Annotated in this window: 22 protein-coding genes, 2 pseudogenes and 2 riboswitches; of the genes and pseudogenes, 21 read left to right on the top strand and 3 right to left on the bottom strand. The window is 43.6% G+C overall.

Features of this window, described 5'->3' with window-relative positions; all coding sequences use genetic code 11:
• Positions 1 to 33 precede the first annotated feature (33 nt).
• The 9 genes and pseudogenes from F3I44_RS01995 to F3I44_RS02040 all read left to right on the top strand — a co-directional run bounded on the left by F3I44_RS01995 (position 34) and on the right by F3I44_RS02040 (position 7,424).
• Positions 34 to 1,479, top strand: coding sequence for an ATP-dependent endonuclease (locus F3I44_RS01995; RefSeq protein WP_150019234.1), 1,446 nt, complete (start codon positions 34 to 36; stop codon positions 1,477 to 1,479).
• A 93-nt stretch (positions 1,480 to 1,572) separates the two neighbouring features.
• Positions 1,573 to 1,728: pseudogene (locus tag F3I44_RS02000) on the top strand (IS3 family transposase); the annotation flags it as partial.
• Between the two features lie 538 nt (positions 1,729 to 2,266).
• A riboswitch (TPP riboswitch) is annotated at positions 2,267 to 2,363 on the top strand.
• A 746-nt stretch (positions 2,364 to 3,109) separates the two neighbouring features.
• Positions 3,110 to 4,129, top strand: a pseudogene (locus F3I44_RS24225) (tyrosine-type recombinase/integrase); the annotation flags it as partial.
• A gap of 74 nt (positions 4,130 to 4,203) precedes the next feature.
• Positions 4,204 to 4,650 (top strand): STM2901 family protein, encoded by a 447-nt coding sequence (locus F3I44_RS02015; protein WP_150019235.1) that lies wholly within the window; start codon positions 4,204 to 4,206, stop codon positions 4,648 to 4,650.
• A complete protein-coding gene (locus F3I44_RS02020) occupies positions 4,644 to 4,970 on the top strand; it encodes a DUF1493 family protein (RefSeq protein WP_150019236.1) in 327 nt (108 codons plus the stop codon). The genes F3I44_RS02015 and F3I44_RS02020 overlap by 7 nt, the downstream gene beginning before the upstream one ends.
• A 41-nt stretch (positions 4,971 to 5,011) precedes the next feature.
• Positions 5,012 to 5,287, top strand: coding sequence for a hypothetical protein (locus F3I44_RS02025; protein WP_150019237.1), 276 nt, complete (start codon positions 5,012 to 5,014; stop codon positions 5,285 to 5,287).
• A gap of 6 nt (positions 5,288 to 5,293) precedes the next feature.
• Positions 5,294 to 5,944: a hypothetical protein gene (locus F3I44_RS02030; RefSeq protein WP_150019238.1), complete on the top strand. Its 651-nt coding sequence runs from the start codon at positions 5,294 to 5,296 to the stop codon at positions 5,942 to 5,944.
• 140 nt (positions 5,945 to 6,084) lie between these two features.
• Positions 6,085 to 6,573: a superinfection exclusion B family protein gene (locus F3I44_RS02035; RefSeq protein ID WP_190286004.1), complete on the top strand. Its 489-nt coding sequence runs from the start codon at positions 6,085 to 6,087 to the stop codon at positions 6,571 to 6,573.
• Positions 6,574 to 6,743: 170 nt separating this feature from the next.
• Complete coding sequence (locus F3I44_RS02040) at positions 6,744 to 7,424, top strand: hypothetical protein (RefSeq protein WP_223811643.1); 681 nt, start codon at positions 6,744 to 6,746, stop codon at positions 7,422 to 7,424.
• Positions 7,425 to 7,659: 235 nt separating this feature from the next.
• On the opposite strand, the gene F3I44_RS02045 is transcribed toward F3I44_RS02040, so the two are convergent.
• Positions 7,660 to 8,415: a hypothetical protein gene (locus F3I44_RS02045; protein ID WP_150019241.1), complete on the bottom strand. Its 756-nt coding sequence runs from the start codon at positions 8,413 to 8,415 to the stop codon at positions 7,660 to 7,662.
• Positions 8,416 to 10,947: 2,532 nt separating this feature from the next.
• Between F3I44_RS02045 and F3I44_RS02050 the strand changes: the two genes are divergently transcribed.
• From F3I44_RS02050 to thiD, 12 genes are all read left to right on the top strand, one after another.
• A complete protein-coding gene (locus F3I44_RS02050) occupies positions 10,948 to 11,136 on the top strand; it encodes a hypothetical protein (RefSeq protein WP_150019242.1) in 189 nt (62 codons plus the stop codon).
• Positions 11,102 to 11,833, top strand: a complete 732-nt coding sequence (locus F3I44_RS02055; protein WP_150019243.1) for a helix-turn-helix domain-containing protein — start codon at positions 11,102 to 11,104, stop codon at positions 11,831 to 11,833. The genes F3I44_RS02050 and F3I44_RS02055 overlap by 35 nt, the downstream gene beginning before the upstream one ends.
• 26 nt (positions 11,834 to 11,859) lie before the next feature.
• A complete protein-coding gene (locus F3I44_RS02060; protein ID WP_150019244.1) occupies positions 11,860 to 12,222 on the top strand; it encodes a hypothetical protein in 363 nt (120 codons plus the stop codon).
• Positions 12,222 to 12,398 carry a hypothetical protein gene (locus tag F3I44_RS23670; RefSeq protein ID WP_190286003.1) on the top strand — a complete coding sequence of 59 codons (177 nt, stop codon included), beginning with the start codon at positions 12,222 to 12,224 and terminating at the stop codon, positions 12,396 to 12,398. The genes F3I44_RS02060 and F3I44_RS23670 overlap by 1 nt, the downstream gene beginning before the upstream one ends.
• A gap of 4 nt (positions 12,399 to 12,402) precedes the next feature.
• A complete protein-coding gene (locus F3I44_RS02065; RefSeq protein WP_150019245.1) occupies positions 12,403 to 12,705 on the top strand; it encodes a hypothetical protein in 303 nt (100 codons plus the stop codon).
• Positions 12,706 to 13,185: 480 nt separating this feature from the next.
• The gene (locus tag F3I44_RS02070; protein WP_150019246.1) at positions 13,186 to 13,467 is read left to right on the top strand and encodes a hypothetical protein; all 282 of its coding nucleotides are present in this window, start codon (positions 13,186 to 13,188) and stop codon (positions 13,465 to 13,467) included.
• Between the two features lie 21 nt (positions 13,468 to 13,488).
• Entirely contained in the window at positions 13,489 to 13,833 is a 345-nt protein-coding gene (locus F3I44_RS02075) for a hypothetical protein (protein ID WP_150019247.1), read from the top strand.
• 19 nt (positions 13,834 to 13,852) lie between these two features.
• Positions 13,853 to 14,914 carry a major capsid protein gene (locus F3I44_RS02080; RefSeq protein WP_150019248.1) on the top strand — a complete coding sequence of 354 codons (1,062 nt, stop codon included), beginning with the start codon at positions 13,853 to 13,855 and terminating at the stop codon, positions 14,912 to 14,914.
• A 102-nt stretch (positions 14,915 to 15,016) separates the two neighbouring features.
• Positions 15,017 to 15,199, top strand: a complete 183-nt coding sequence (locus F3I44_RS02085; RefSeq protein WP_150019249.1) for a bacteriophage CI repressor — start codon at positions 15,017 to 15,019, stop codon at positions 15,197 to 15,199.
• Positions 15,200 to 15,729: 530 nt separating this feature from the next.
• Entirely contained in the window at positions 15,730 to 15,906 is a 177-nt protein-coding gene (locus F3I44_RS02090; RefSeq protein ID WP_150019250.1) for a DUF3606 domain-containing protein, read from the top strand.
• Positions 15,907 to 16,064: 158 nt separating this feature from the next.
• Positions 16,065 to 16,156: riboswitch (TPP riboswitch) on the top strand.
• A gap of 34 nt (positions 16,157 to 16,190) precedes the next feature.
• The gene (gene thiM, locus F3I44_RS02095; protein WP_150010407.1) at positions 16,191 to 16,988 is read left to right on the top strand and encodes a hydroxyethylthiazole kinase; all 798 of its coding nucleotides are present in this window, start codon (positions 16,191 to 16,193) and stop codon (positions 16,986 to 16,988) included.
• On the top strand, positions 16,975 to 17,775 hold the full coding sequence (thiD, locus tag F3I44_RS02100; protein ID WP_150010405.1) for a bifunctional hydroxymethylpyrimidine kinase/phosphomethylpyrimidine kinase: 801 nt from the start codon (positions 16,975 to 16,977) through the stop codon (positions 17,773 to 17,775). The genes thiM and thiD overlap by 14 nt, the downstream gene beginning before the upstream one ends.
• Before the next feature lie 51 nt (positions 17,776 to 17,826).
• On the opposite strand, the gene F3I44_RS02105 is transcribed toward thiD, so the two are convergent.
• Positions 17,827 to 18,513 (bottom strand): GntR family transcriptional regulator, encoded by a 687-nt coding sequence (locus tag F3I44_RS02105; RefSeq protein ID WP_150010403.1) that lies wholly within the window; start codon positions 18,511 to 18,513, stop codon positions 17,827 to 17,829.
• A gap of 87 nt (positions 18,514 to 18,600) precedes the next feature.
• Positions 18,601 to 20,061 carry a mannitol dehydrogenase family protein gene (locus F3I44_RS02110; RefSeq protein ID WP_150010401.1) on the bottom strand — a complete coding sequence of 487 codons (1,461 nt, stop codon included), beginning with the start codon at positions 20,059 to 20,061 and terminating at the stop codon, positions 18,601 to 18,603.
• Between the last annotated feature and the right edge of the window lie 44 nt (positions 20,062 to 20,105).

Genomic DNA, 20,105 nt, shown 5'->3' on the forward strand with positions numbered 1-20,105 from the left:
TTTTCTATACACAGCTAGCATAAGGGATTAATAATGTTTATTAAAAAACTGAAGATAGAAAATTTTAAAGGGTATTATGGGGAAGATAATGAATTGGAATTCAATATCCCTGATGGAGAAAAGGAAGGTAGTGGACTTAATATCTTTTTGGGTGAAAACAACGCCGGAAAATCAACTGTATTCGAAATTATAGATTTTATAAAGGACGGAACTAAAAAGAATATTGAGGATCTTATATGTAAATCAGATCCGGACAATATACCTCAGAAACTTTCAGCTGAGTTGCTATTTACTGGCAATTTAGCTGAGGTAATTGCTGCTCACGTACAAACCAATAAAGTTGCTGCATTCACTTCGCATGTGTATGAGGATGAGGGGGCCAATTATTTTAGAGTGAAGAGGTGTAGCGAGATTGGGGAAAAGAAAATATTATTTTGGAACGGAAATGAATTTGTTAACCCAAGTGGCATAGATGCTCCATTCAAGAAATTCTATGATAATAACTTCATTTGGGCTGATACAAATCCAAGTAATGAAGCAAAATTTGGCTCTACAACTATATGTGGTTCGCTTCTAAAAGAAATAGCCTTGGGTCATATTGCAACAGATGAATACAGGGCGTTTTCTGAGCAATATCATCGCGTGTTTAACCATCCAGAATCTCAATTAAGACAAAAAATATCTTTAGTCGAAAATCAAGTTAAAGAGGTTTTTTCTTCTCAATTTGGCATGGCAGATATTTCTTTCATCTTTGAAGAGTTGCAAGTAGAGAATTTCTTTAAAACTATTTCCATCATGATTGATGATGGGGTGAATGTCCCTATGGGAGAAAAGGGGCATGGTATGCAAAGGGCGCTGGCCCTATCATTACTCCAAGTGTACGCTGAGATAACGTGTAATGCGCATGGTGCAGGAATCAGTAAACCATTCTATCTTTTCATTGATGAACCTGAAATCTGTCTTCATCCCTCAGGACAGCAAAAGCTTTTAGAAGCTTTAATGATTATATCAAAAAGTAGACAGGTTTTTGTTACAACGCACTCTCCTTTCCTTTTATCTTCTCCTTATCTTAAAAATATCGGCCTGTTTGTTTTCAAAAAAGAGAATAACAAAAATATTGTGGAAAGAGCTGATACTTCTCCATGGTTTCCTTGGTCTCCATCGTGGGGAGAAATTAATTTCAAAGCATACAATTTAGCAACTGTCGAATTGCATAATGAATTATATGGCTATTTGCAGGAGAAAAACTCCTGTCCAAGTGAAAATATAATGGAGCAATGGCTAAATTCAAAGGGGATTGAGCTTGATAAAGTATGGGTTAGGGAGTTTAAAGGTATGGTAAAACCTCCAGCGGATACCACATTACAAACATTCATCCGTAATCACATACACCACCCAGAGAATGTTACAATGCAATCTCATCGTTATACGCAACAAGAATTACTAACTTCAATCCAACAAATGCTTGGGCTTCTATAAAGGAAAAGGCGAGCCGTTTGGCTCGCCTTTTAATATTAATTTGCCCCGTCGCTGAATAGCGATGACAAATTTTCCCATGGTTAAGGAGAATGTGTGAAACAGTATTTTATAAGTACACAACGTGACTACTCTCTGTCCTTTAAACTGGCTGTCGTTGAGCAGGTTGAAAAAGGTGAAATGACATATCGTGAGGCTCAGGAACGCTATGTTATTCAGGGGGGCTCCACCATTCTGAGCTGGCTACATAAACGCCGTTTTTTTGTTCGTGTATAGTTAGGCTAAGGGAGGCTCGCCAATGTACACTCCCTGAGTTTGGTAATATTTTAAATTTATGATTTTTATGTATTTTAGGTCGGTCATCCATTACCGGGATTGCCTCCACCCTGACGGATGGCATACAATGAATAACGATAAGTCAAACCAGCCTAAACTTTTGTAAAACATTGGGCGCATGATCACTATTCACCCTACATACATCATTTTTATTGACGGTATCAACATCAGCCGCTCCCGTCTGTCCTTTGCATTCCAATTGGAGTTAGCAAAAGCTCTTCAACTGCATGAAGAAAATGTATGCAGAAAATAGATTTAATTTAAATCATCATGACTGAAATAATTTTCTTAAGCCGCCTTATTGGCGGTTTTTTGCCGGCCATTTATTTATGGGAGCCAACGTGAGAAATAAACTGGCACACGGAAGATGTTTTAGGGTTGAGTCTTTGGCTTCCCGCTGGCATGATCCAGAACAGGGATTAACGGGACGTTAATCGCAATCTTTTGATTTTGTTTTAATGACTCGGGGTGCCCTTCTTTGTGAAGGCTGAGAAATACCCGTATTACCTGATCTGGATAATGCCAGCGTAGGGCGATAAATGAGTCATAAAAATCTTGATGTTAGCCTTACCACCTTATAAAACATTAGGTTATGGGATAAGGTGAGGTATCACAAGTGGGATCAAAGTCAATCAAGCACACCCTCAATCGCAACGGGACTTTTTACATACAGTTTCGTTTAGCCAACAGAAAGCTATTCAAGAAAACGCTTAAAACAGATAGCGCTAAACAAGCTGCTGCTTACATGGCACAGATTACTCCCTTTGTTGAAATGACCCAAAGCGGCGAAATGAATGTTGATGACCTCAAGGCCAAAATTGATTCTGTGCTCAATGGTGAGGTGTATGAAAGGTCACCAGCAACAGAGAGCGAAGCTAAGCCCATTGATACTCTTGAATTAGTCACAAAAAGTGAACTGGAAGAGATTCTAAGAAGTTTTCTGGAAGGTGATTATCAGGAGGCCCTACGCATCCCTAGGACAACACCACTGCTACGTAAATTTACGGATGAACCCATTAACGGTAAGGAACAATCCGCATCTGCTGATAAGGTCCGCGATTTCTTTTCAAATGAGTACATCAACGGCAGTGAGGGTACAAAAAGGATGCTTGAGGCCGGATTGCGGCTAAAAGGAAAATCAGGTCATACAATCGCATTTGAAGTAGATTCAGCGGCTGTTCAGATAGATATGAACCGCGCATTATTGCACCAAGCGTACCAACAATTTTATGCAGGGGATTTAAACGGATATAGAAATACACTCTTATCGCTTAAACCCTCTGAAACCATCTCTCACGAGTCAGCAAGCACCGTTGAATCACATCATTCTCTTAGTCTTGGGCAGGCATGGAAAGACTATAAAAAGGATAAAGGGAAAGGCTGGGGAGCTAAAATCTCTGATGCTAACGAACGTTATATGGAAGTGCTCCTAACTGTTCTTGGTCATGAAACCGATGTAGCAACTGTCACTAAAAAAGACATTCAGAAGGTAATGGCTGTTATTGCAGGGCTTCCGAAGCGTGTTAAGCAGCCTTACCGCTCGATGACTATCCAAGAATTGATTTCATGTGAAGATGTCTCAGATGAAGAATTGTTAGGGAAAGAAGCACTGCATAAACATCTGAAGCTTTACAAATCACTCTTCAAAACTTATTTGACTGATTATCTTGATATTTTAACTAAGTCTCCCACAGACGGTGTAGTCGCTCCACCAAGTAAAGCGCGTTACGGCGCTTATAGCATGTCGGAAATGCGAAAGTTTGTTTCTTATGCGATCAATGAAGCTAAGCAAGATTGGTTAAAGTGGATAATTTTACTTTTGGCATATACAGGGGCGAGGAGGGCAGAAATAGCCACCCTGACAAAATCTCAGGTTAAGTATGATGAGGATAGCCAGAGACATTACTTTTTGATTGCGGAAGGTGGACAGGGCAAGACAGAGAATGCAACACGCCAAGTCCCTATACACCAGCATTTAATCGACCTAGGTTTGATGGACTATGTTGCAAAAGTTAAAACTGAAAAGCTTTTCCCTGATGTAGCAGGAACCAATATGCACAAGATAGGAAAAACCATATCAGATGTCAGAGATCAGCTTGAGATTCCATACCTGGACGACCACGGCCAGAGACGTATTTTACATTCAATGCGTCATGCGGTTGTAACAACGGCGTCTGGCGGCTGGGTTTCAAACATTGCTCACCTACAGCAGGTGATAGGGCATGAGAAGACGGGGACAGGAATAACGAAGCGTTATATGCACACCTTCCCTCTTTCTAGCGTTTGCTATGTGCTTGATGGACTAAACTGGTTGTAAGGTTCGCTATCAGTGGATGGACATATTTCAAGCGAACCGTTAGCATGACTTATCTTATCTGTGGGGCTATTAGTATGGACACGACAGAAGAGTTAAACGGAACGTACTTCTATAACGGGATGACAAACCTTTCCGCTGGTGAACTGTTTTTCTGGATATTCGTTGAGAAAATCGATGAACAGTACGGCATTCATGATTTAGTGGCGGTAAGTAGCATAATCCTTGGATTGCCATTACTGAAAACCCGTACAAAGCCTGGAGCGGCCACTAAAGGCACTTCTATAGCCTCAAAAATGTCACGCCGTTACCTTGATATACATCTGCCATTCCGTCTCCCAACCATAACAAACAAGAGCATTCAGCTTTTAAAGCCGATGTACGTCAATAATTTAGGAGCTTTCGTAGGAAGAACTGTTCCTGTTGTAGGATGGGTGCTACTGGCTAATGATTTTTCTCAAATCACATATAAAACCGTAGTGACTTACAATCGTATCGCGCGGGGTGATGACAAGGTATGGTGACAGATAACGAAGTGCTCACTTTTTTTCAGGATGAACTACCTATTTTAGGATGGCTCCCAACGAAGAGTAATGCCGTGGATCTTGATGATGTCCTGCAGGATTACACTGATCAAGAGGATTTACTTATAGCCATCGAGAAATTCGGGAAAAAGTTTGATATCGATATATCAAGGATGGATATTGATCACTATTACCCTTGGGAAACCCCTTGGTTTTTTAGAAAGTGGTTTACTGACAAGCCCGTTATTCAGACAAAGGAACCTTTAACGATAAGGATGTTCGCTGAATCAGCAAAAGCGGGAAAGTGGTTGTACGAGTAAAAACTTGTAGTTATTTATTTTGATTATCTCTGGAGACAATAATGAAAAAATTTGCAGTCGAGCTTGAAGGTATTACTTACGGGTATATTGCAGAAGGGCGCTTTCAGGATAGAAGATGGGAGCTTGTTTATCCGATAGTGGATGGCAAAGTTTCTATGGACATAACCAAAATTGTACCACAAAAACATTCAGAGGGTGGCACTGGCTTTACAGTTACAAAACAAACCGAAACAATAGAATTTGATATAGATATTGATAATCGGACAATGACTCGTAGTGATGGTACGGTTTTTAAACTTGTTGAAATGGAAGACTAGTTCACAATGTTTAATAGAATTCGAAAACATAGCACTTTAATTACAGCGATTTGCAGTTTCGTAGTTGGATGTGTAACTGGAGCAAGCGGCTTTTTAGACGGGCTTAACCAGTTCCCCGAGTCTTACTCTCAGTTCAAGCAAGTTTATCTGTACGATTCTGAATTTTTGAAAGGGGATTGGTCAACAAATGCGGAATATTTAGCTAACTCTCATGACTTGGGTTTAGATGTTGAACAGGCTAAAATTGTGATGAGCATGGAGCCGGAGACAGATGGCAGCATCACAGGCGAGATCATGAGTGAAAAGATCTGTGATGCATTGCCGTTAACATGGTATATCAATTTCCAAAGCGAAGCGCCGTCATTACTCAATTTTTTCGTTGATAGGAAATTCTATATCACTCAGCTACATAATGGAGAAACTGAAACTGTAGCAATCTTGAAATTGATTGATGAGAACAAAAAATTTGGAGCTGTGACATTCCAAGTAATCGGTGACAAAACCCAAATGCTTCCCGATAAAATTACATTTGGAAAAAACATGCCTGCATATAAAAACGACTACAAACAGCTTCAGGATTATTGTGGCGACTCCCCTCGAAAATTTTGGAGTCAGCATCTTGGAAGGGGAATTCCTAAGACGTTGAAAAAAGATTAATCAAATTTTTTGGTATAGTGGCAAGGTGCGGATTTTGCCTTCGTACCATTCTACTCAGCTGGGTAGTAAATAAGTATTGTCTGTAGCAAGGGAAACGGCTATAAGTTAGCCATAACTTGAGAAATCAGAAGGTGCGACTTTTGCCCAACTTTTCCGACATTGTAGATGCATACAATAAACTCCCCACAAGCCTAGTTGTAGCAATTACTTTTGTACTATCAATAATTTTGTTCAGCCCTTCTTCATGGATTGAACAGTTGAACCTTTCAGAATTTAGAGCAAACTATGGAGCGTGGTTAGGGCCTGGATTTCTTCTGGTTACAGCTATTTTAGTCAGTCGTATGTTTAAATTTTTTAGCCAGGCAGTGGGAGGTTTTCAAGAAAATAGAGAACGTCTTGAAATCTTGAAGAACCTAACAAGTGACGAAAAGAGTTATTTAAAGATATTTTTAGAAAATGATACTTCTACCATCTCAAGAGAAATTAGTGATGGCGTGATCTGCTCCCTAGAATCAAAAGGAGTGGTCTATCGCTCCTCAAATCTAAGTTCGTATTGGAAGACTTTTCCCTACAGTCTATACCCGTGGGCCAGAAAAATTTTAAAGAAAAAACCTGCATTACTTAATTAGGCATCTTTCTAAGAATTATAAGGGTGCAACTAGCAGACTAATTAATTATTTCTGGAGAATCAACAATGAAAGGAATATGTAAACTATGTCTTAAAGATAGTATTTTACGCCATTCTCACATAATTCCTCGAAGTTACTATAAGAATCTCAAAGAGAATGGAAAGCTGGTAATGGTTCATAAGGGCAAACATTCAACAGTGGGGAGTTTTGATCCCAAAGAGCCAATGCTATGCGATGATTGTGAGCAATACCTCTCTAGAACATTCGAAAATTACGGCGTTCGTGTTCTTAGAGATTGGAGTAATTTTAGGAAAAACAATGACCATATTATAATAAAATCTTTCAATTATGAAAAGTATTACCTCTATTTACTTAGTATTCTATGGAGGGCGTCTATTTCTAAACACCCAAATTTTCAAGGGGTTGTAGGAAATGAGAGCCTTGATGATGCTTTAAGGCACTGCATCCTCCAGAATAAGCTTAGATTTAACAAATTAAGTCGACTCAGTATTGATAAATTCATTAAAGTCTGCATTTTTAGGATTGTCGATTCTTCAGGTGCTTTCAATGATGCTACAATTAAAGGTATTGTAAGTAACATTGGGCAGTCTTATGATGATACTATTGATGCTGTTATCTGGAGTTTCATTGCTGATGGATTTTTGATTATTTACTCAATCTCACCGGGTAGAGACATTCATGACATGATGACTAAAAAGTATAAGTCTGAATTGAAAAAAGGTAGTCATCAAAAGATTTTCAAGATAGATATAAAAAATAGCCCGCTACTTTTAACCACATTCGGCAATATAGTACAGGCTTTAGAAAATAGTATTAATCATCCATCTTAAAACTCATAGCCGCCTTGCAATCCTGGCTTACTGGAACCTCAACAGTGCGAGTTATGTTATGCCCTGTGTAAATGCATAGGGCTGTTCTGCCATTCTCAACACGTTTAACATCAGTTAGCGTTACTTGCAAGGCTGACGCCTTAGCAGCTACCAGGCACAATAGAAGGGTGGTTGTTACTTTTTTCATCTGCATTCCTCATTTAGATCACCTTGCATACAGATTATGCGAATCGTTTTAAAGCTGGCTATCAGAATTCACCTGTGAATACCAGTTACCTAAATCCACATTCACGCGCTGTGTATCATGTGGTGCGGCTATAACTAAAAACTCATCCCGCTTACCCCACCATTCGTTAATTATAAATTGTTGGTGGTTGAGTGATAACCAGTATCCGTCCTTGGTATTCAAATTATGATTTACTGATGCAAGTACGGCGATAGCGAGCAAGCCAAAGATCACCCTGTCAGAAATCTGCACCCTACCTGGTGTGGCTATCAAACTTGTGCTCTTCATATCACCGTGAAGTACGTCAGGTATTAGTTCGAAACCCGCAGGTAATTCGTCACCATGACCATGGGCACAGCGGTGCACACCATAAATTACCTCGGCTGTGTCAGGCCATTCTTCAGGCTTTTGTTCCGCAGAGATCTTAACAGGCCACCTTATTTGCTCGATGTCTAAACCTGGAAAAGACATTGGACGGAGGATTGAGTAATTTTCTCGCAACGTAGTTATAAATCTAGTGCGGTGTTTGTACATTTCCGGGTGTGATTTTTTCGAAGTACCATCAACGGCCATACATGCGTGCAACATCGCACCGTTCAAGTCACCGAGCAGAAAGTCGTCAATAGACTTACCTACCGAATAGCCAATGCCCGCCATAATTATCCTCTTGAGAACTATTTGATAAAATATAATTCGAAAACTTTCAGACATTAAGAATAAAGCTTTTAAGATTCCCCCTCTGCCGTGGGGAACTAAAAAGGCCATGCCTACACTCTACTACTGATTAAAGAAAATATCCCATCTCAATGGCTGCTTTGCTAAGCGCCGTGCATCCTGCCGTCATCCTCACTCCGCAAAATCCCAAAATATCAGGACGGCAGAACACGTCAATTTCCTCAATTCAGCACTAAAACTTGTTCTGAAACACCTTAAACACACTCGGATTTGCCACTTTTTAACATAATGGACATTTCGTGCACTTGATTGATTTAGTCAGGTGTTGCCTTTTACTTAGTTCGAACGCAAGAGAGGGCTGAAGGTCTATTTGATCGCACAAAGAATAGTTTTGAAAGAGATTAAGGGCAACTTTTCTTGTTCAGTAAATTTGTGGTTTATCTTGTATGAACTAACTGTTTTTAGATTTTAAGCCTTTCATCCCAATATTGCTCCAAATCCCAAAAGACAAATCTACCAACCTGAAAAATAATTTCACTTTGAAACAGTATCATCTGTAATAATAGGTGTTTCGATTTTCTCAGAGAACAGAAAAAAATTCGAGAATACTGGTGAAAGCAAGTAGGAAAGGTGAGAATTTGCTTGGCAAAGATAAGAAATGACTTTTACGATGGATGAACGATATTGTGCCGCAAGCCTTGCCCCGTCTGGCTTCGCTTAACTTATAAAGTCGAGCAAAGTCAAAGTGAAAGTCAGAAAGTGACTTTTGAAAGACACATAGTTGTAAGAATGTGGGTTGAATTAAGTTCGATTTAACAGGGATTAAAGCGGTATTTATGGCAGTGATTAACAGCGTTTTATCCTATAATGTTAAGCGTTATGGCTCGATGGGTAAGCACAAAGGCGGTAATGATGACTGAAGAACTTCACGCCGGATATTTGATAACCTTAACAGTGAATTCAGCTTTACCATTGATGCAGCAGCTACCTGAAAGAAAAAACTGTGTGTTCGCTACTTTGATATAGCGTCTGATGCATTAGAACAATGCTGGCAGGGTGAAAGCCTCTTTTGCAATCCTTCGTACAGCCAGTTGCCAGATCAGCAAGTTTATGAAGAAAGCATATGAGCCAGATACAGGTGTGTTTATTGCTCCTGCACGGCTCGCTGCCGCTAAGGGGGATTGCACAGTTAAAGTAATAGACAGTTCAGGTAGGCAAGGAGGTATCTTACTGGAGACGAAAAATGGAGGCTGATTAAGATTAAGTGTAGGTGGTCTCCGTTTAGGATGTAGTCTCCATTTATTACCATAGGGGTCTCCGTTTAGGGGGGGCAGGGGTCTCCATTTATTACCACTATTATATTAACTACTACACTAACTATAATAATAAACAATAAATTAAATACTAATTAAGGCCTTTGAATTCTTTTAGTTCTGTTTTGTTTACTGAAGCCTGAGCAGGCTCTCAGATCCCATACCCGGACTCCATACCGGAGCCGTCCAATGAAGAGAAGGTAACACAGAGGTCTGCCCTCATTGCATTCGTGCTCACCTCTGTTAACACTCATAACCAATCAGGAAATACAATAAATCCTGTATTCCCTTCTTGGATTCGTGCTGGATGTAATTGACTATCAGGATTACGGTAAGGCTGCAATCCAGACACTCAATAACACAACTTAACCAATCACTTTCACATTACTGTGCAAGCTCTTGGAGTTGTGCTGGATGTATAAGAGTTATGCTCACCCAGTTAGATAACCCTTAACTGTGCAAACATCCCTCTAACACTCGTTAGCTATGCCATTCCACTTTGTTCCATACCATAGACTCGTACAGGCAAAGGTTAGAATTCTGCTACTTGAGGTGCGGCTGCTGCCGGGCTATGGGAACGTAGATTTAACCCTCTTAACGGGTACTGTGCTAACTCCTCTGAATATCGTATAACGGGTGCAACCAGAGCCAGGCGAGATTTTCCATAGCTACTATAGGTAGGTTGAAACCAAGCAAATAAATAACTGCTTTGTACTGTCGGTAAAACCTCACCAGAGCGTCTCATAGAGCCTAACAGGGTTGTGGTAATACATATGTATACCTTTACATTAAAACCGCTCACGGAGGCTTACAGGAGCCTTAAATGAGGCATGTGGTTTTTGACATTCATATAAGTCATACACAGCGGGAGTGCCAGCGGCGGTAATTATTCAAATTAACAAAAAATGCTTGATCCAAAATATCGCTTTATGTATTATGAGCACATCTATCCATATAATAAAATTTTTTTGTATACGACTTGACTGATGTGTTAAAAATAGGTTATAATGAAATTATAAGAAAAAAAATTTTTATTGCAACCAAAAAACAGGAGGCTCCATTAGTAAACCGAAAAATCAATTCCTAAGTAATCCGTCCTCAGATTTCTTACACGCCTTAATTAATAATGAATATACCCGGCAACAGCTACAGGTATATTGCAAACATAATCCAGATGCCCCCAGCATTGAGAAAATAAAATACTCTCTGAAAATGCACCGATTGTTCCTGTCGGCTGTAGCGGTTATCAATCCTGATAGCTAACTGAGAATGTCAGTAAATTAATATTAACCCATACAGGAGATTGAATATGAAAATTCTACTGAAGCAGCAGGTCTACAAAGACCTGATCTATGAAGCTAATACTCAGGGCATGGCATCAGCGGCTCTTGTAGCAAAAATTATAGAACAATACCTATCATCAATGTCACACCAAGTGACGAGCCCTAAAGAGGATAAAAACTATGAAAAACAATCCCCAAGATCACTGCAGTTCTGAAAGCAGTCAGTTTCTAATGATTGACTATGATATTTTGTCTCGGAGCACCATTGAGCACAACGGACAGCCTTATAAGTTCACCGCTAATCATAAAATGCTCTATGCCTACCTTAAAGGGTGGCAGGTAAAAACAGGTGAAGTTTTCCCCTCTTATAATAAGATTGCAGATGTGCTTGGAGTAACAAGAAAGACAGTTGAGAAGTGGATAGCGTCTCTGATTGAAATGGGGCTAATAACCAAGACTATCAGAGGCGGAGGAAACAGTAACCTGTACGCAGTGCTACCAATCAATAAGAGCGCCACTGGCAGGAGTTATAGCGAAAATCGTGGGACACGGTACGCAGAGGATGCAAAGGACGGATCAGAATCTCGGCGGGAAGCCCATACAGTTAACGTAGATGATATAGACGATCCATTCCCGGTTCCCAGCTTTACCATTGCAAGTGATCCTTTCACTCCAGCCGCTAAGATGGATGAGGTTTCAGTTAAACAGACTCAAAACAATTCTTATAGTGACGGCTATCCCAACTATCCTGATTATTACCAGTCCTCAGGATCATATTTGAGCGGCGACGAGCCGGATATTGATAACGTTATCCAGCAGTATTGTAGCTATGATATAAATCCAACTAAGCGCAATTTTACCAAAAATCAGCCTGCTATACATTATGAATATGAAGAAGATCTGCCATTTTAAATTTTAAAAAATAGAAAAGGAGGAGAGTGGGTTATTGCAGCCAATCAAATTTTGCCGAAGTAGAACTTTATAACGGATTCAACAATAAGCTGAAAAAGCGAAAATCGAAAAGAAACTTCTTAAGCAAAAGCAAACCGCCAGTTATTAAAATAAACGTTAGAGAATCTCCAGAGCTTTCCCCGGAAGAAAAAAATCTTATCGATGAAATCTGCCAATTAGATGGAGTCTATTTCAACCCCCGAAAAGTTAAAACAGCAGAGTTCAAAGCTAAAGAACCCTGGCACTTTATCTTTGAAGATCTAACACATTATCAAGGCTGGCTATATAGCAACCGCCTTGCTAATGACGATGCATTTGATATAAATGAGTTATGTGAAGGGGTTATATAATGGATGATAATCCAATTCTATTTCGTCGATTGCAGAAACACAGACAATACCGGCAGATCATTGACGCATACGAACAAAGCAAAAGCCCTTCATATGTAGCAAGAGCTTTTATGCTGACTGAACAAGAGGCCGCATTAGTTTGCGGCATTATCGATACATTAAAAGAGGAGAGATGAGTTGATGGAAAAAGAACGACACATCAAAGCCGACTTTGACGAATTCTACTCAACGGTTGAGCCTGTAGCAAACAGCCTTATCTATGGTGAGTACTCCGACACTTCAATATTTATTATTAATCAATTCTGGCTTAAAGATAAGTATTTTAGCTATAGCGATAGACTCACAAAAGAGGATCGGAAATACCTGTTAGAGAATCACTTAACTGATTACTTTAACCTGATGACAATCGGAACCATCGTAGCGGCTATCAGCAGCACAATTGAACATATTATGAAGCCTCAGATGAATGCAGTTATTTACTAAAGCGAATATATATTCATTTAAATTGAAATTATTGAATAAATGCGATAAATTTATTGCATAGATACGCATAATCGTGTATAATAAATTATGCAGGGGATTATCCAATTTCTTCTACAGCAGGGTGCCGCGTTCCCCTGTGTTTTGAAAGGGGGTGATTACCCGAACTGCATAAACTCATAGTAAAAATGTGAGCATTTAATAAGGTGTCGCCTTACGCCTTCCTCATAAGGATTTGTTACCCATAGGCAGTTAGCAGTTAATGGCATTTTCTGCTTACCATTAGATTATTTAAGGGGCTCGCCCCTTCTTATTTAAAAGCGTGGCTATCAGCGGCGTTTTCACAGAAAAAATTACTCATAATGTTTATAGCTATCTTGTTATTCGGATAGCATTCTCCTAAAAATCATTGCTATAAATGATCATTGGTTATTCGGCTTTTCTCAGAATTTTGAGAGGCCATTTTTTATCTAAAGGTCTGAAATGAAAAAAGACATAATTATAAAGAAAGCTACTTCAGACGGAAAAGTAGCTATCACAATGTTTGCTGATCCAGAAGTCGCAAACGAGATTGTAAGACTTGCCAAAGAAGCCGCTATAGAAGTTTTCGACGGTGGACAGATTGAAACTTTAGCTAAGTCTGCAACTCAAGCTGATGTATTAAGCCGCATTCAAGAGATGGCAGAAGAAATGCAAAAAACAAAAAAGTCTTCAGTAAAAGAAATGTCTCTTACTGATCGACTTATCGAAAAGATGAAAAAATAACAACAAGGAGTATCATATAAAATGATCGCTTACCCTAATTCACCACTTACTATTAAAGATGTGGTTTCGCACGAGATCGCCGCGTTTAGCCGTCGTGTTATCAATGTCGTTTTGAAGCAAGATGTTCAGCCTGGTAGCGTAATTACTTCCACAGGCGCACTTGTTGGCCCTGATGCTACATCAGCTTATGTTGTGCTGGAATATGCCAGACAAAGCACTGACGCCATTCCTGTGCTTGTTGCAGGTACAAACGTTTGGCTTAAACGCTTCGCACTACAATGCAATGACGTAGACAAAGCTGTAGAGCTGCTTTCCGCTGATCCGGCTGTCCGTTTCTCTGATGCTACTGACCTGCCAACAACCTAATAGAGGGATATAATAATAAATGGCTAATTTTAATTACTCACAATGGGGAATGACTGATCTTGTTCCTGCATTTTCTTTAACTTCACAACAAAACTACCTTTTACAGGCTTTAGGTATTTTTGATAAAGAATCAAGCGCATCTATTAGAGTAGCGTTTGACCGTCTTGCAGAATCAAATAAATCTCTCTTAAATACACCTCAAAAGCGTTATAGTTTTGAACATAATTCCACTGAACGTGGCAACGCCTCTAACTACCTTGTGGAAATTCCTTATTTCCTTCGTCACGATACCATTAGCGCCGCTGATTTCCAAAAGGGAAACCGCCGTGCAGGTCGCACTGATGATGAAACTTATACAGACATTTTAGGCGATTACATTCAGGCTCACGCGAAAGCACACAAGCGCACGGTGGAATCAATGTATGCTCGTGCTCTATTCAAGGGTGAAGTTTATACGCCGTTCACTGAAACCGATAATGAACGCAAAGTGATCGATTACGCTGCAAGCTTTGACGCGCCTTTCATTACGGACACTATTGATTTAGCGTCAAGCACTACGTTAGATGTTTTAGAAGTGTTCAATGGCTATCTTGATCGAATCAATACCGCTGCTGATGGTTTGTATTCTGATATCACTCGTGTAGTGGTGTTTTCAGGTGCTGAAGCTTATAACCGTCTGCGCTTCCATCCTTCAATGAAAGAAGCTTTTCAGTATGTTAGCCCACTAGCTGAGGGTAATATTATTTTCCAACGTCAGGATCTGCTACCAAACGTGCAGACAATGAGCCTTCCGGGTTTAAGCGTTGATGTTATCAAAGTAACCGATCCGCTTCTGACGGCATTCCTTGCAAGTAATGAAATGGTAATGCTACCAATCTTCCGCGCTGGCACAAATGCTTATCAGCACATCTATTCTCCAGCTTCTACCAATACGCGCCTGGCTCGAAGCAATGATTTGCAAGAATATTACTCTTACCTGATTGAGAAAGATTTAGGCGAAGAAGATATTTATAGCGAAGCTGGGATTTTGCCAGTGAACCATGTTACGAATATGACATTGAAGATCAGCGCCAGCCTGTAATGCTCAAGAAGTTAATAACTTTCATCATCGTCATTATTATTGAAATGGCGGTGATTTTTTTGGCTGCTTCCAGTCCAATTAGCCCATTTATAAGGTGAAATAATGAAAATTCAATTTACCGATCAAGCGGGAATTGTAGTCGTTTGGGATGTGCCAGAAGATAAGCTTCAACAGATTCTGAATGTGAAAGGATGCGCAGATTTATTCGGCATTCCTCAATCTACAGTAGCAACAAGGATCGCCAGATCCTGGCCTGTGCTGCTTGCCCTCGCAACCAAACAATAAAGCTTTTGCTTGTCAGCCCTTGTCCCTTTAACGGGGTACAGGGGTTTTTTATTGCCAATAATAAAAAAGTAGTTTTAACAATGGCAGGTAAGGAGATGGATCAGAATTATCTTGGCACTGGCAGCGGTTACAATGCAAACAGCTTTACGCCAGCTTATTTCAACAGACCTGAGAACATGGCGAGCACATTTGCCTCTGACTCGTTCAATCTCAAATTACCTTCAATCAATCAGAATCTAACAACTTAAGTGCATGTGCATGTTGATGGTGCAGAACTGACGCACATCTTTAACGGAGTGGCACATAGTCGCATAGAAAATAGCCGGTATTCTATGACATTTAATCTTAATCAGATGACATTCAAAAATTGATATATACACAATATGTAGTGTGATTTTCTTGCTGAAAATCTACATGGTGTGTTTTGTGGTTGACACCGTTACGCTTGATAGCTAGTCTTTTGTACAGGGCAGGTACTGTGCCTGTTCCTAAATAGAACAAATAATCTTATCAACCTCTGGAGTTTTGAAATGGCTGATGATCTGACTAGAAGAGAACCAGAAGACAAGCGTTTTATTAGTCTTAGTGAATCTTGGGAAGTTGCATATTGGACAAAAGCCCTGGGTGTAACGAAAGCTGAACTTGAAGCCGCAGTTAAAGCTGTAGGGAACGGAACAGCAAAAGTTAAAGCCCATCTTGGCAAATAATCATCAACTCGTTTAAGAAATAAAGCCGCTCTCAGGAGCGGTTTTTTTTATATCTGCTCTTGTGAGTTATGGGATACAAAGAGGTTTACAAGGTGGGATCAACTGCCTTATGATCAAACTAGGTTGTAAAGCTACAAACATCTAATTTTTTCATATTTATCAAAGACTAGGGGTGCCCTTTGGGGCTGAGAAATACCCTTTGAACCTGATCTGGATTAATGCCAGCGTAGGGAAGTCTGATGCCTGACCGCATTCGCCTTCTTGTTCGCCGGTTGGGAGCTACGATGACACATCAATCTCAACACCTTTCTGCCGCGCACTTCGCGCCCATTCTGCACACTTTCCGCCGTCAGTCACCGCTGGTGCACTGCATGACCAATGACGTGGTCCAGAACTTTACTGCCAATGTGTTACTCGCACTCAATGCCTCACCGGCAATGGTGATCGATGCTGACGAAGCGGCACAGTTCAGCCGCTTTGCCGATGCGTTGCTGATTAACGTCGGCACCTTAACCCGCGAGCGTCAGCAGGCGATGCAGGCTGCCGTCACTGCCGCCCGGGAGGCGGGCACACCCTGGACGCTCGATCCGGTGGCCGTCGGCGCGTTAACGCTGCGCAGCGACTTTTGTCAGCAGCTGCTCAGCCAGCAACCGGCGGTGATCCGCGGCAATGCGTCAGAGATTCTGGCGCTGGCGCAGCAGGCCAGCGGCGGGCGCGGTGTCGATACGCTACATCAGGCGGATGCAGCACTCGATGCGGCACAGCAACTCGCAAAGACCTGGCACACGCTGGTCATTGTCACCGGCGAAGTAGACTATGCCACCGACGGTCAGCGAATCCTCGCCATAACCGGTGGAAGCCCGTTAATGATGCGCGTGGTCGGAACCGGCTGCGCACTTTCTGCTGTCGTGGCAGGATTCAGTGCTCTGCCAGGCGATAGGCTCATGAACGTGGCGGCAGCCTGTCAGGTCATGGCCCTGGCGGGGGGAAAGGCGGCGGCGCAGGCAGTCGGGCCGGGCAGCTTTGTCATGGCGTTTATTGATGCACTCTGGACGCTGGAGGTGGAGCATGAAGCGCATTAATGCTCTGACGATTGCCGGTACCGATCCCAGTGGCGGCGCGGGCATTCAGGCCGATCTGAAAACCTTTTCAGCTCTGGGTGCCTACGGCACCAGTGTGATTACCGCACTGGTGGCGCAGAACACGCAGGGCGTGCAGTCTGTTTATCGCATTGAACCGAACTTTGTTGCCGACCAGCTCGATTCGGTACTGGATGATGTGCGTATCGACAGCGCAAAAATCGGCATGCTGTCTGAAACGGCCATTGTGGAACGGGTTGCAGCCCGGCTGAGGCGGGCTGAGATCCCGTTTGTCGTGCTGGATACGGTAATGGTCGCGAAAAGTGGTGATGCGCTGCTTTCGCCCGATGCCGTGACCAGCGTACGGGAGCAGTTATTATCGCAGGTGTCGCTGATCACGCCAAATCTGCCGGAAGCGGCAGCGTTGCTGGATTGCGCTATTGCCACTAATGAGGCAGAGATGTGCGAGCAGGGGCGGGCATTGCTGGCACTCGGCTGTCAGGCTGTGCTGATGAAGGGCGGTCATCTGGCGGCGGCGGAGAGTCCGGACTGGCTGATTACTCACTCAGCGGAACAGCGATTCAGTACGCCACGGGTGCATACCCGCCATACCCATGGCACCGGCTGCACGCTGTCGGCCGCCTTAGCCGCATTGCGTCCGCGTCATGCTGACTGGGCAGAGACAATTGAAGAAGCGAAAAACTGGCTGCAGCAGGCATTGTTACAGGCGGATTCGCTGGAGGTCGGGAAAGGTATCGGACCGGTGCACCATTTTCATCAGTGGTGGTGATGGCGAAGACCCGCATCGACCTTCAATCAGGCGGTGCGGGCAGTTTCAGGTTCAGGGCGCTTCAAACCAGGCGCTGTTACGCTCGGCAATCGGGGTAATAGAGAAGATCATCTCCTGCAGGTGACGACGCATTGCCGCTTCGCCAGCGTCGGCATCATGACGCTTCAAAGCGGCAAAAATCTCTTCATGCTGCTCAATCAGCTTCTCCGGTGGTGAGACTTCACTCAGTGTCAGAAACCGCACCCGGTCCATGGCCGCTTTTATGTTTTCTACCGTCTCCCAGGCCAGCTTGCAGTCAATGCTTTCAGCGATCAGACGATGAAACTCATCGTCCAATGTGAGGAAAGCCTGGCTGTCATGCCGCTCAGCAGCCATGCGCTGCAGCTGCAGATTATGTTCCAGCGCCATCAGTGCGGAATCATCAATCTCCAGCGCGGCACGACGCACTACCGACACCTCCACCGCCTCACGGATAAATCGGCCATCCGCGACACGTTTAGCGGAGATTTTGCGCACGAAGGTGCCGCGCTGCGGCAATACCTGTACCAGTCCGGCTTCAGCCAGCTTAATGAACGCTTCACGCACCGGCTGGCGTGAGACGTTGAAGCGTGCTGAGACCTCTTTTTCAGAGAGCAGCGAACCTGGCTGAATTGCGCAGGTAACAATATCTTTGCGCAGATAACGATAAATCTGCTGATTTACCGGTTCGCTGGTAGTAATGGTATAGGCGATCGACATGCAGCAATATCCATATTACGGCTGGCCGGGGCCAGCGCGATGGGAAAGTGTCAGTCTAATCAGCGCGCTGCGTCTGCGCCAGCGCTTTTAGCCGCGGTTGAGACACTGATGCACTGTCGCTCGCGCACCCTGGGTGGTGAGCTGCTGATACCAGGCCGTCAGCCGGGCGACCACGTCGCCATTCTGCGCCAGATCCTCGCCGAAGACTTCGCGGATGGCGAGCAATGCCCGCACGCGAGCCTCACCCTCTTCGCTGGCGGCAACACACTCTGCGAGCTGCGCTTTCATCGGATCGCGGATGTCAATCGGCTGACCCTGTTCATCGACGCCGCCGACATAGCGCATCCAGCCCGCTACGCCCAGCAGCAGCAGATCGCAGTCACTGCCGCGCTGCAGGTGCCAGCGCAGGCTGTCGAGCATACGCTGTGGCAGTTTCTGTGTGCCGTCAGTGGCAATCTGTCCTGTGCGATGTTTAATGGCGCGGTTTTCATAGCGCGCAATCAGTGAATCGGCATAGGCATTGAGATCCACGCCCTGAGTGCGCAAAGTAGGAGCCTGCTCATCGATCATCAGTGAACGGGCAGCGGCACGGAAATGGGGATCGGCCATGCAGTCGCTGATGTACTCATAACCCGCCAGGAAGCCAAGGTACGCCAGGAAAGAGTGGCTGCCATTCAGCATGCGCAGTTTCATCTCTTCGTAGGGCAGGACATCGCTGACCAGTTCTGCGCCCGCGTTTTCCCACGCCGGACGACCATTGACGAAGTTATCTTCAATCACCCACTGGAAGAAGGGTTCTGCTTCAACCGCAACCGGGTCGCTGGAACCCAGGCGTGCGCTCAGGGCCGCAAACGCCGCATCGGTCATTGCCGGAACGATGCGATCGACCATGGTTGAGGGGAAGGTAACGTGCTGCTGAATGTACGCTGCCAGCGCCGGATCCTGCTGCCGCGCCAGTTGCACAATCACGTTGCGGGTGACGTGACCATTTTCCGGCATGTTGTCACAGGACATCACGCTGAAGGCAGGTAACCCCTGGTCACGGCGGCGGCGGATCGCGGCCAGAATCAGACCTGGCAGCGAGCGCGGCGCATCCGGATGCTGCAAATCATGGACGATATCGGGATGATCGGGATTTAAATTGCCACTGGCGGGCTGATGGCAGTAGCCTTTTTCAGTGACGGTCATGGAGACAATCGCCACTTCAGGCTGACTCATGGCGTTAATCACCGCCTCAATACCGTCACTTTTACCGTGCAGCGCCTGGGTAATAACGCCAATCACCCGGGTATGCAGGGAATCATCGGCCATCTCTGTCAGGGTATAGAGCAGATGCTGCTCACGCAGGGCCTGAATCAGCGCGCCGCTGTTGAGGTTAACTTCGCAATATCCCCAGTCGCTGCCCTGTTCAGCCAGCCTGTCGCTGCAGAGTGCCTGATGAGCGCGATGAAACGCACCAAAACCGATATGCACCATGCGGGTTTTTAACTGGCTGCGGTCGTAAGCGGGGCGCCGGACCTCAGCGGGGAGGCGATCAATCTGTAACATAGTCCGTCCTTATGGCAAACGGGGCGCAAAGCGCCCCAAAATCA

It is taken from the genome of Pantoea sp. F_5 (assembly GCF_008631595.1).
Classification (GTDB): Bacteria; Pseudomonadota; Gammaproteobacteria; order Enterobacterales; family Enterobacteriaceae; genus Pantoea; species Pantoea gossypiicola.

Bases quoted from the DNA above. Each gene is read 5' to 3' on its own strand.
- thiD (WP_150010405.1), top strand. From the start codon at position 16,975: ATGAAGCGCATTAATGCTCTGACGATTGCCGGTACCGATCCCAGTGGC.
- F3I44_RS02105 (WP_150010403.1), bottom strand. From the start codon at position 18,513: ATGTCGATCGCCTATACCATTACTACCAGCGAACCGGTAAATCAGCAG.
- F3I44_RS02065 (WP_150019245.1), top strand. From the start codon at position 12,403: ATGGAAAAAGAACGACACATCAAAGCCGACTTTGACGAATTCTACTCA.
- F3I44_RS02050 (WP_150019242.1), top strand. From the start codon at position 10,948: ATGAAAATTCTACTGAAGCAGCAGGTCTACAAAGACCTGATCTATGAA.
- F3I44_RS02015 (WP_150019235.1), top strand. From the start codon at position 4,204: ATGGACACGACAGAAGAGTTAAACGGAACGTACTTCTATAACGGGATG.
- F3I44_RS02075 (WP_150019247.1), top strand. From the start codon at position 13,489: ATGATCGCTTACCCTAATTCACCACTTACTATTAAAGATGTGGTTTCG.
- thiM (WP_150010407.1), top strand. From the start codon at position 16,191: ATGACACATCAATCTCAACACCTTTCTGCCGCGCACTTCGCGCCCATT.
- F3I44_RS01995 (WP_150019234.1), top strand. From the start codon at position 34: ATGTTTATTAAAAAACTGAAGATAGAAAATTTTAAAGGGTATTATGGG.
- F3I44_RS02020 (WP_150019236.1), top strand. From the start codon at position 4,644: ATGGTGACAGATAACGAAGTGCTCACTTTTTTTCAGGATGAACTACCT.
- F3I44_RS02070 (WP_150019246.1), top strand. From the start codon at position 13,186: ATGAAAAAAGACATAATTATAAAGAAAGCTACTTCAGACGGAAAAGTA.
- F3I44_RS02040 (WP_223811643.1), top strand. From the start codon at position 6,744: ATGGTTCATAAGGGCAAACATTCAACAGTGGGGAGTTTTGATCCCAAA.
- F3I44_RS02030 (WP_150019238.1), top strand. From the start codon at position 5,294: ATGTTTAATAGAATTCGAAAACATAGCACTTTAATTACAGCGATTTGC.
- F3I44_RS02080 (WP_150019248.1), top strand. From the start codon at position 13,853: ATGGCTAATTTTAATTACTCACAATGGGGAATGACTGATCTTGTTCCT.
- F3I44_RS02055 (WP_150019243.1), top strand. From the start codon at position 11,102: ATGAAAAACAATCCCCAAGATCACTGCAGTTCTGAAAGCAGTCAGTTT.
- F3I44_RS02025 (WP_150019237.1), top strand. From the start codon at position 5,012: ATGAAAAAATTTGCAGTCGAGCTTGAAGGTATTACTTACGGGTATATT.
- F3I44_RS02110 (WP_150010401.1), bottom strand. From the start codon at position 20,061: ATGTTACAGATTGATCGCCTCCCCGCTGAGGTCCGGCGCCCCGCTTAC.
- F3I44_RS02085 (WP_150019249.1), top strand. From the start codon at position 15,017: ATGAAAATTCAATTTACCGATCAAGCGGGAATTGTAGTCGTTTGGGAT.
- F3I44_RS23670 (WP_190286003.1), top strand. From the start codon at position 12,222: ATGGATGATAATCCAATTCTATTTCGTCGATTGCAGAAACACAGACAA.
- F3I44_RS02090 (WP_150019250.1), top strand. From the start codon at position 15,730: ATGGCTGATGATCTGACTAGAAGAGAACCAGAAGACAAGCGTTTTATT.
- F3I44_RS02045 (WP_150019241.1), bottom strand. From the start codon at position 8,415: ATGGCCTTTTTAGTTCCCCACGGCAGAGGGGGAATCTTAAAAGCTTTA.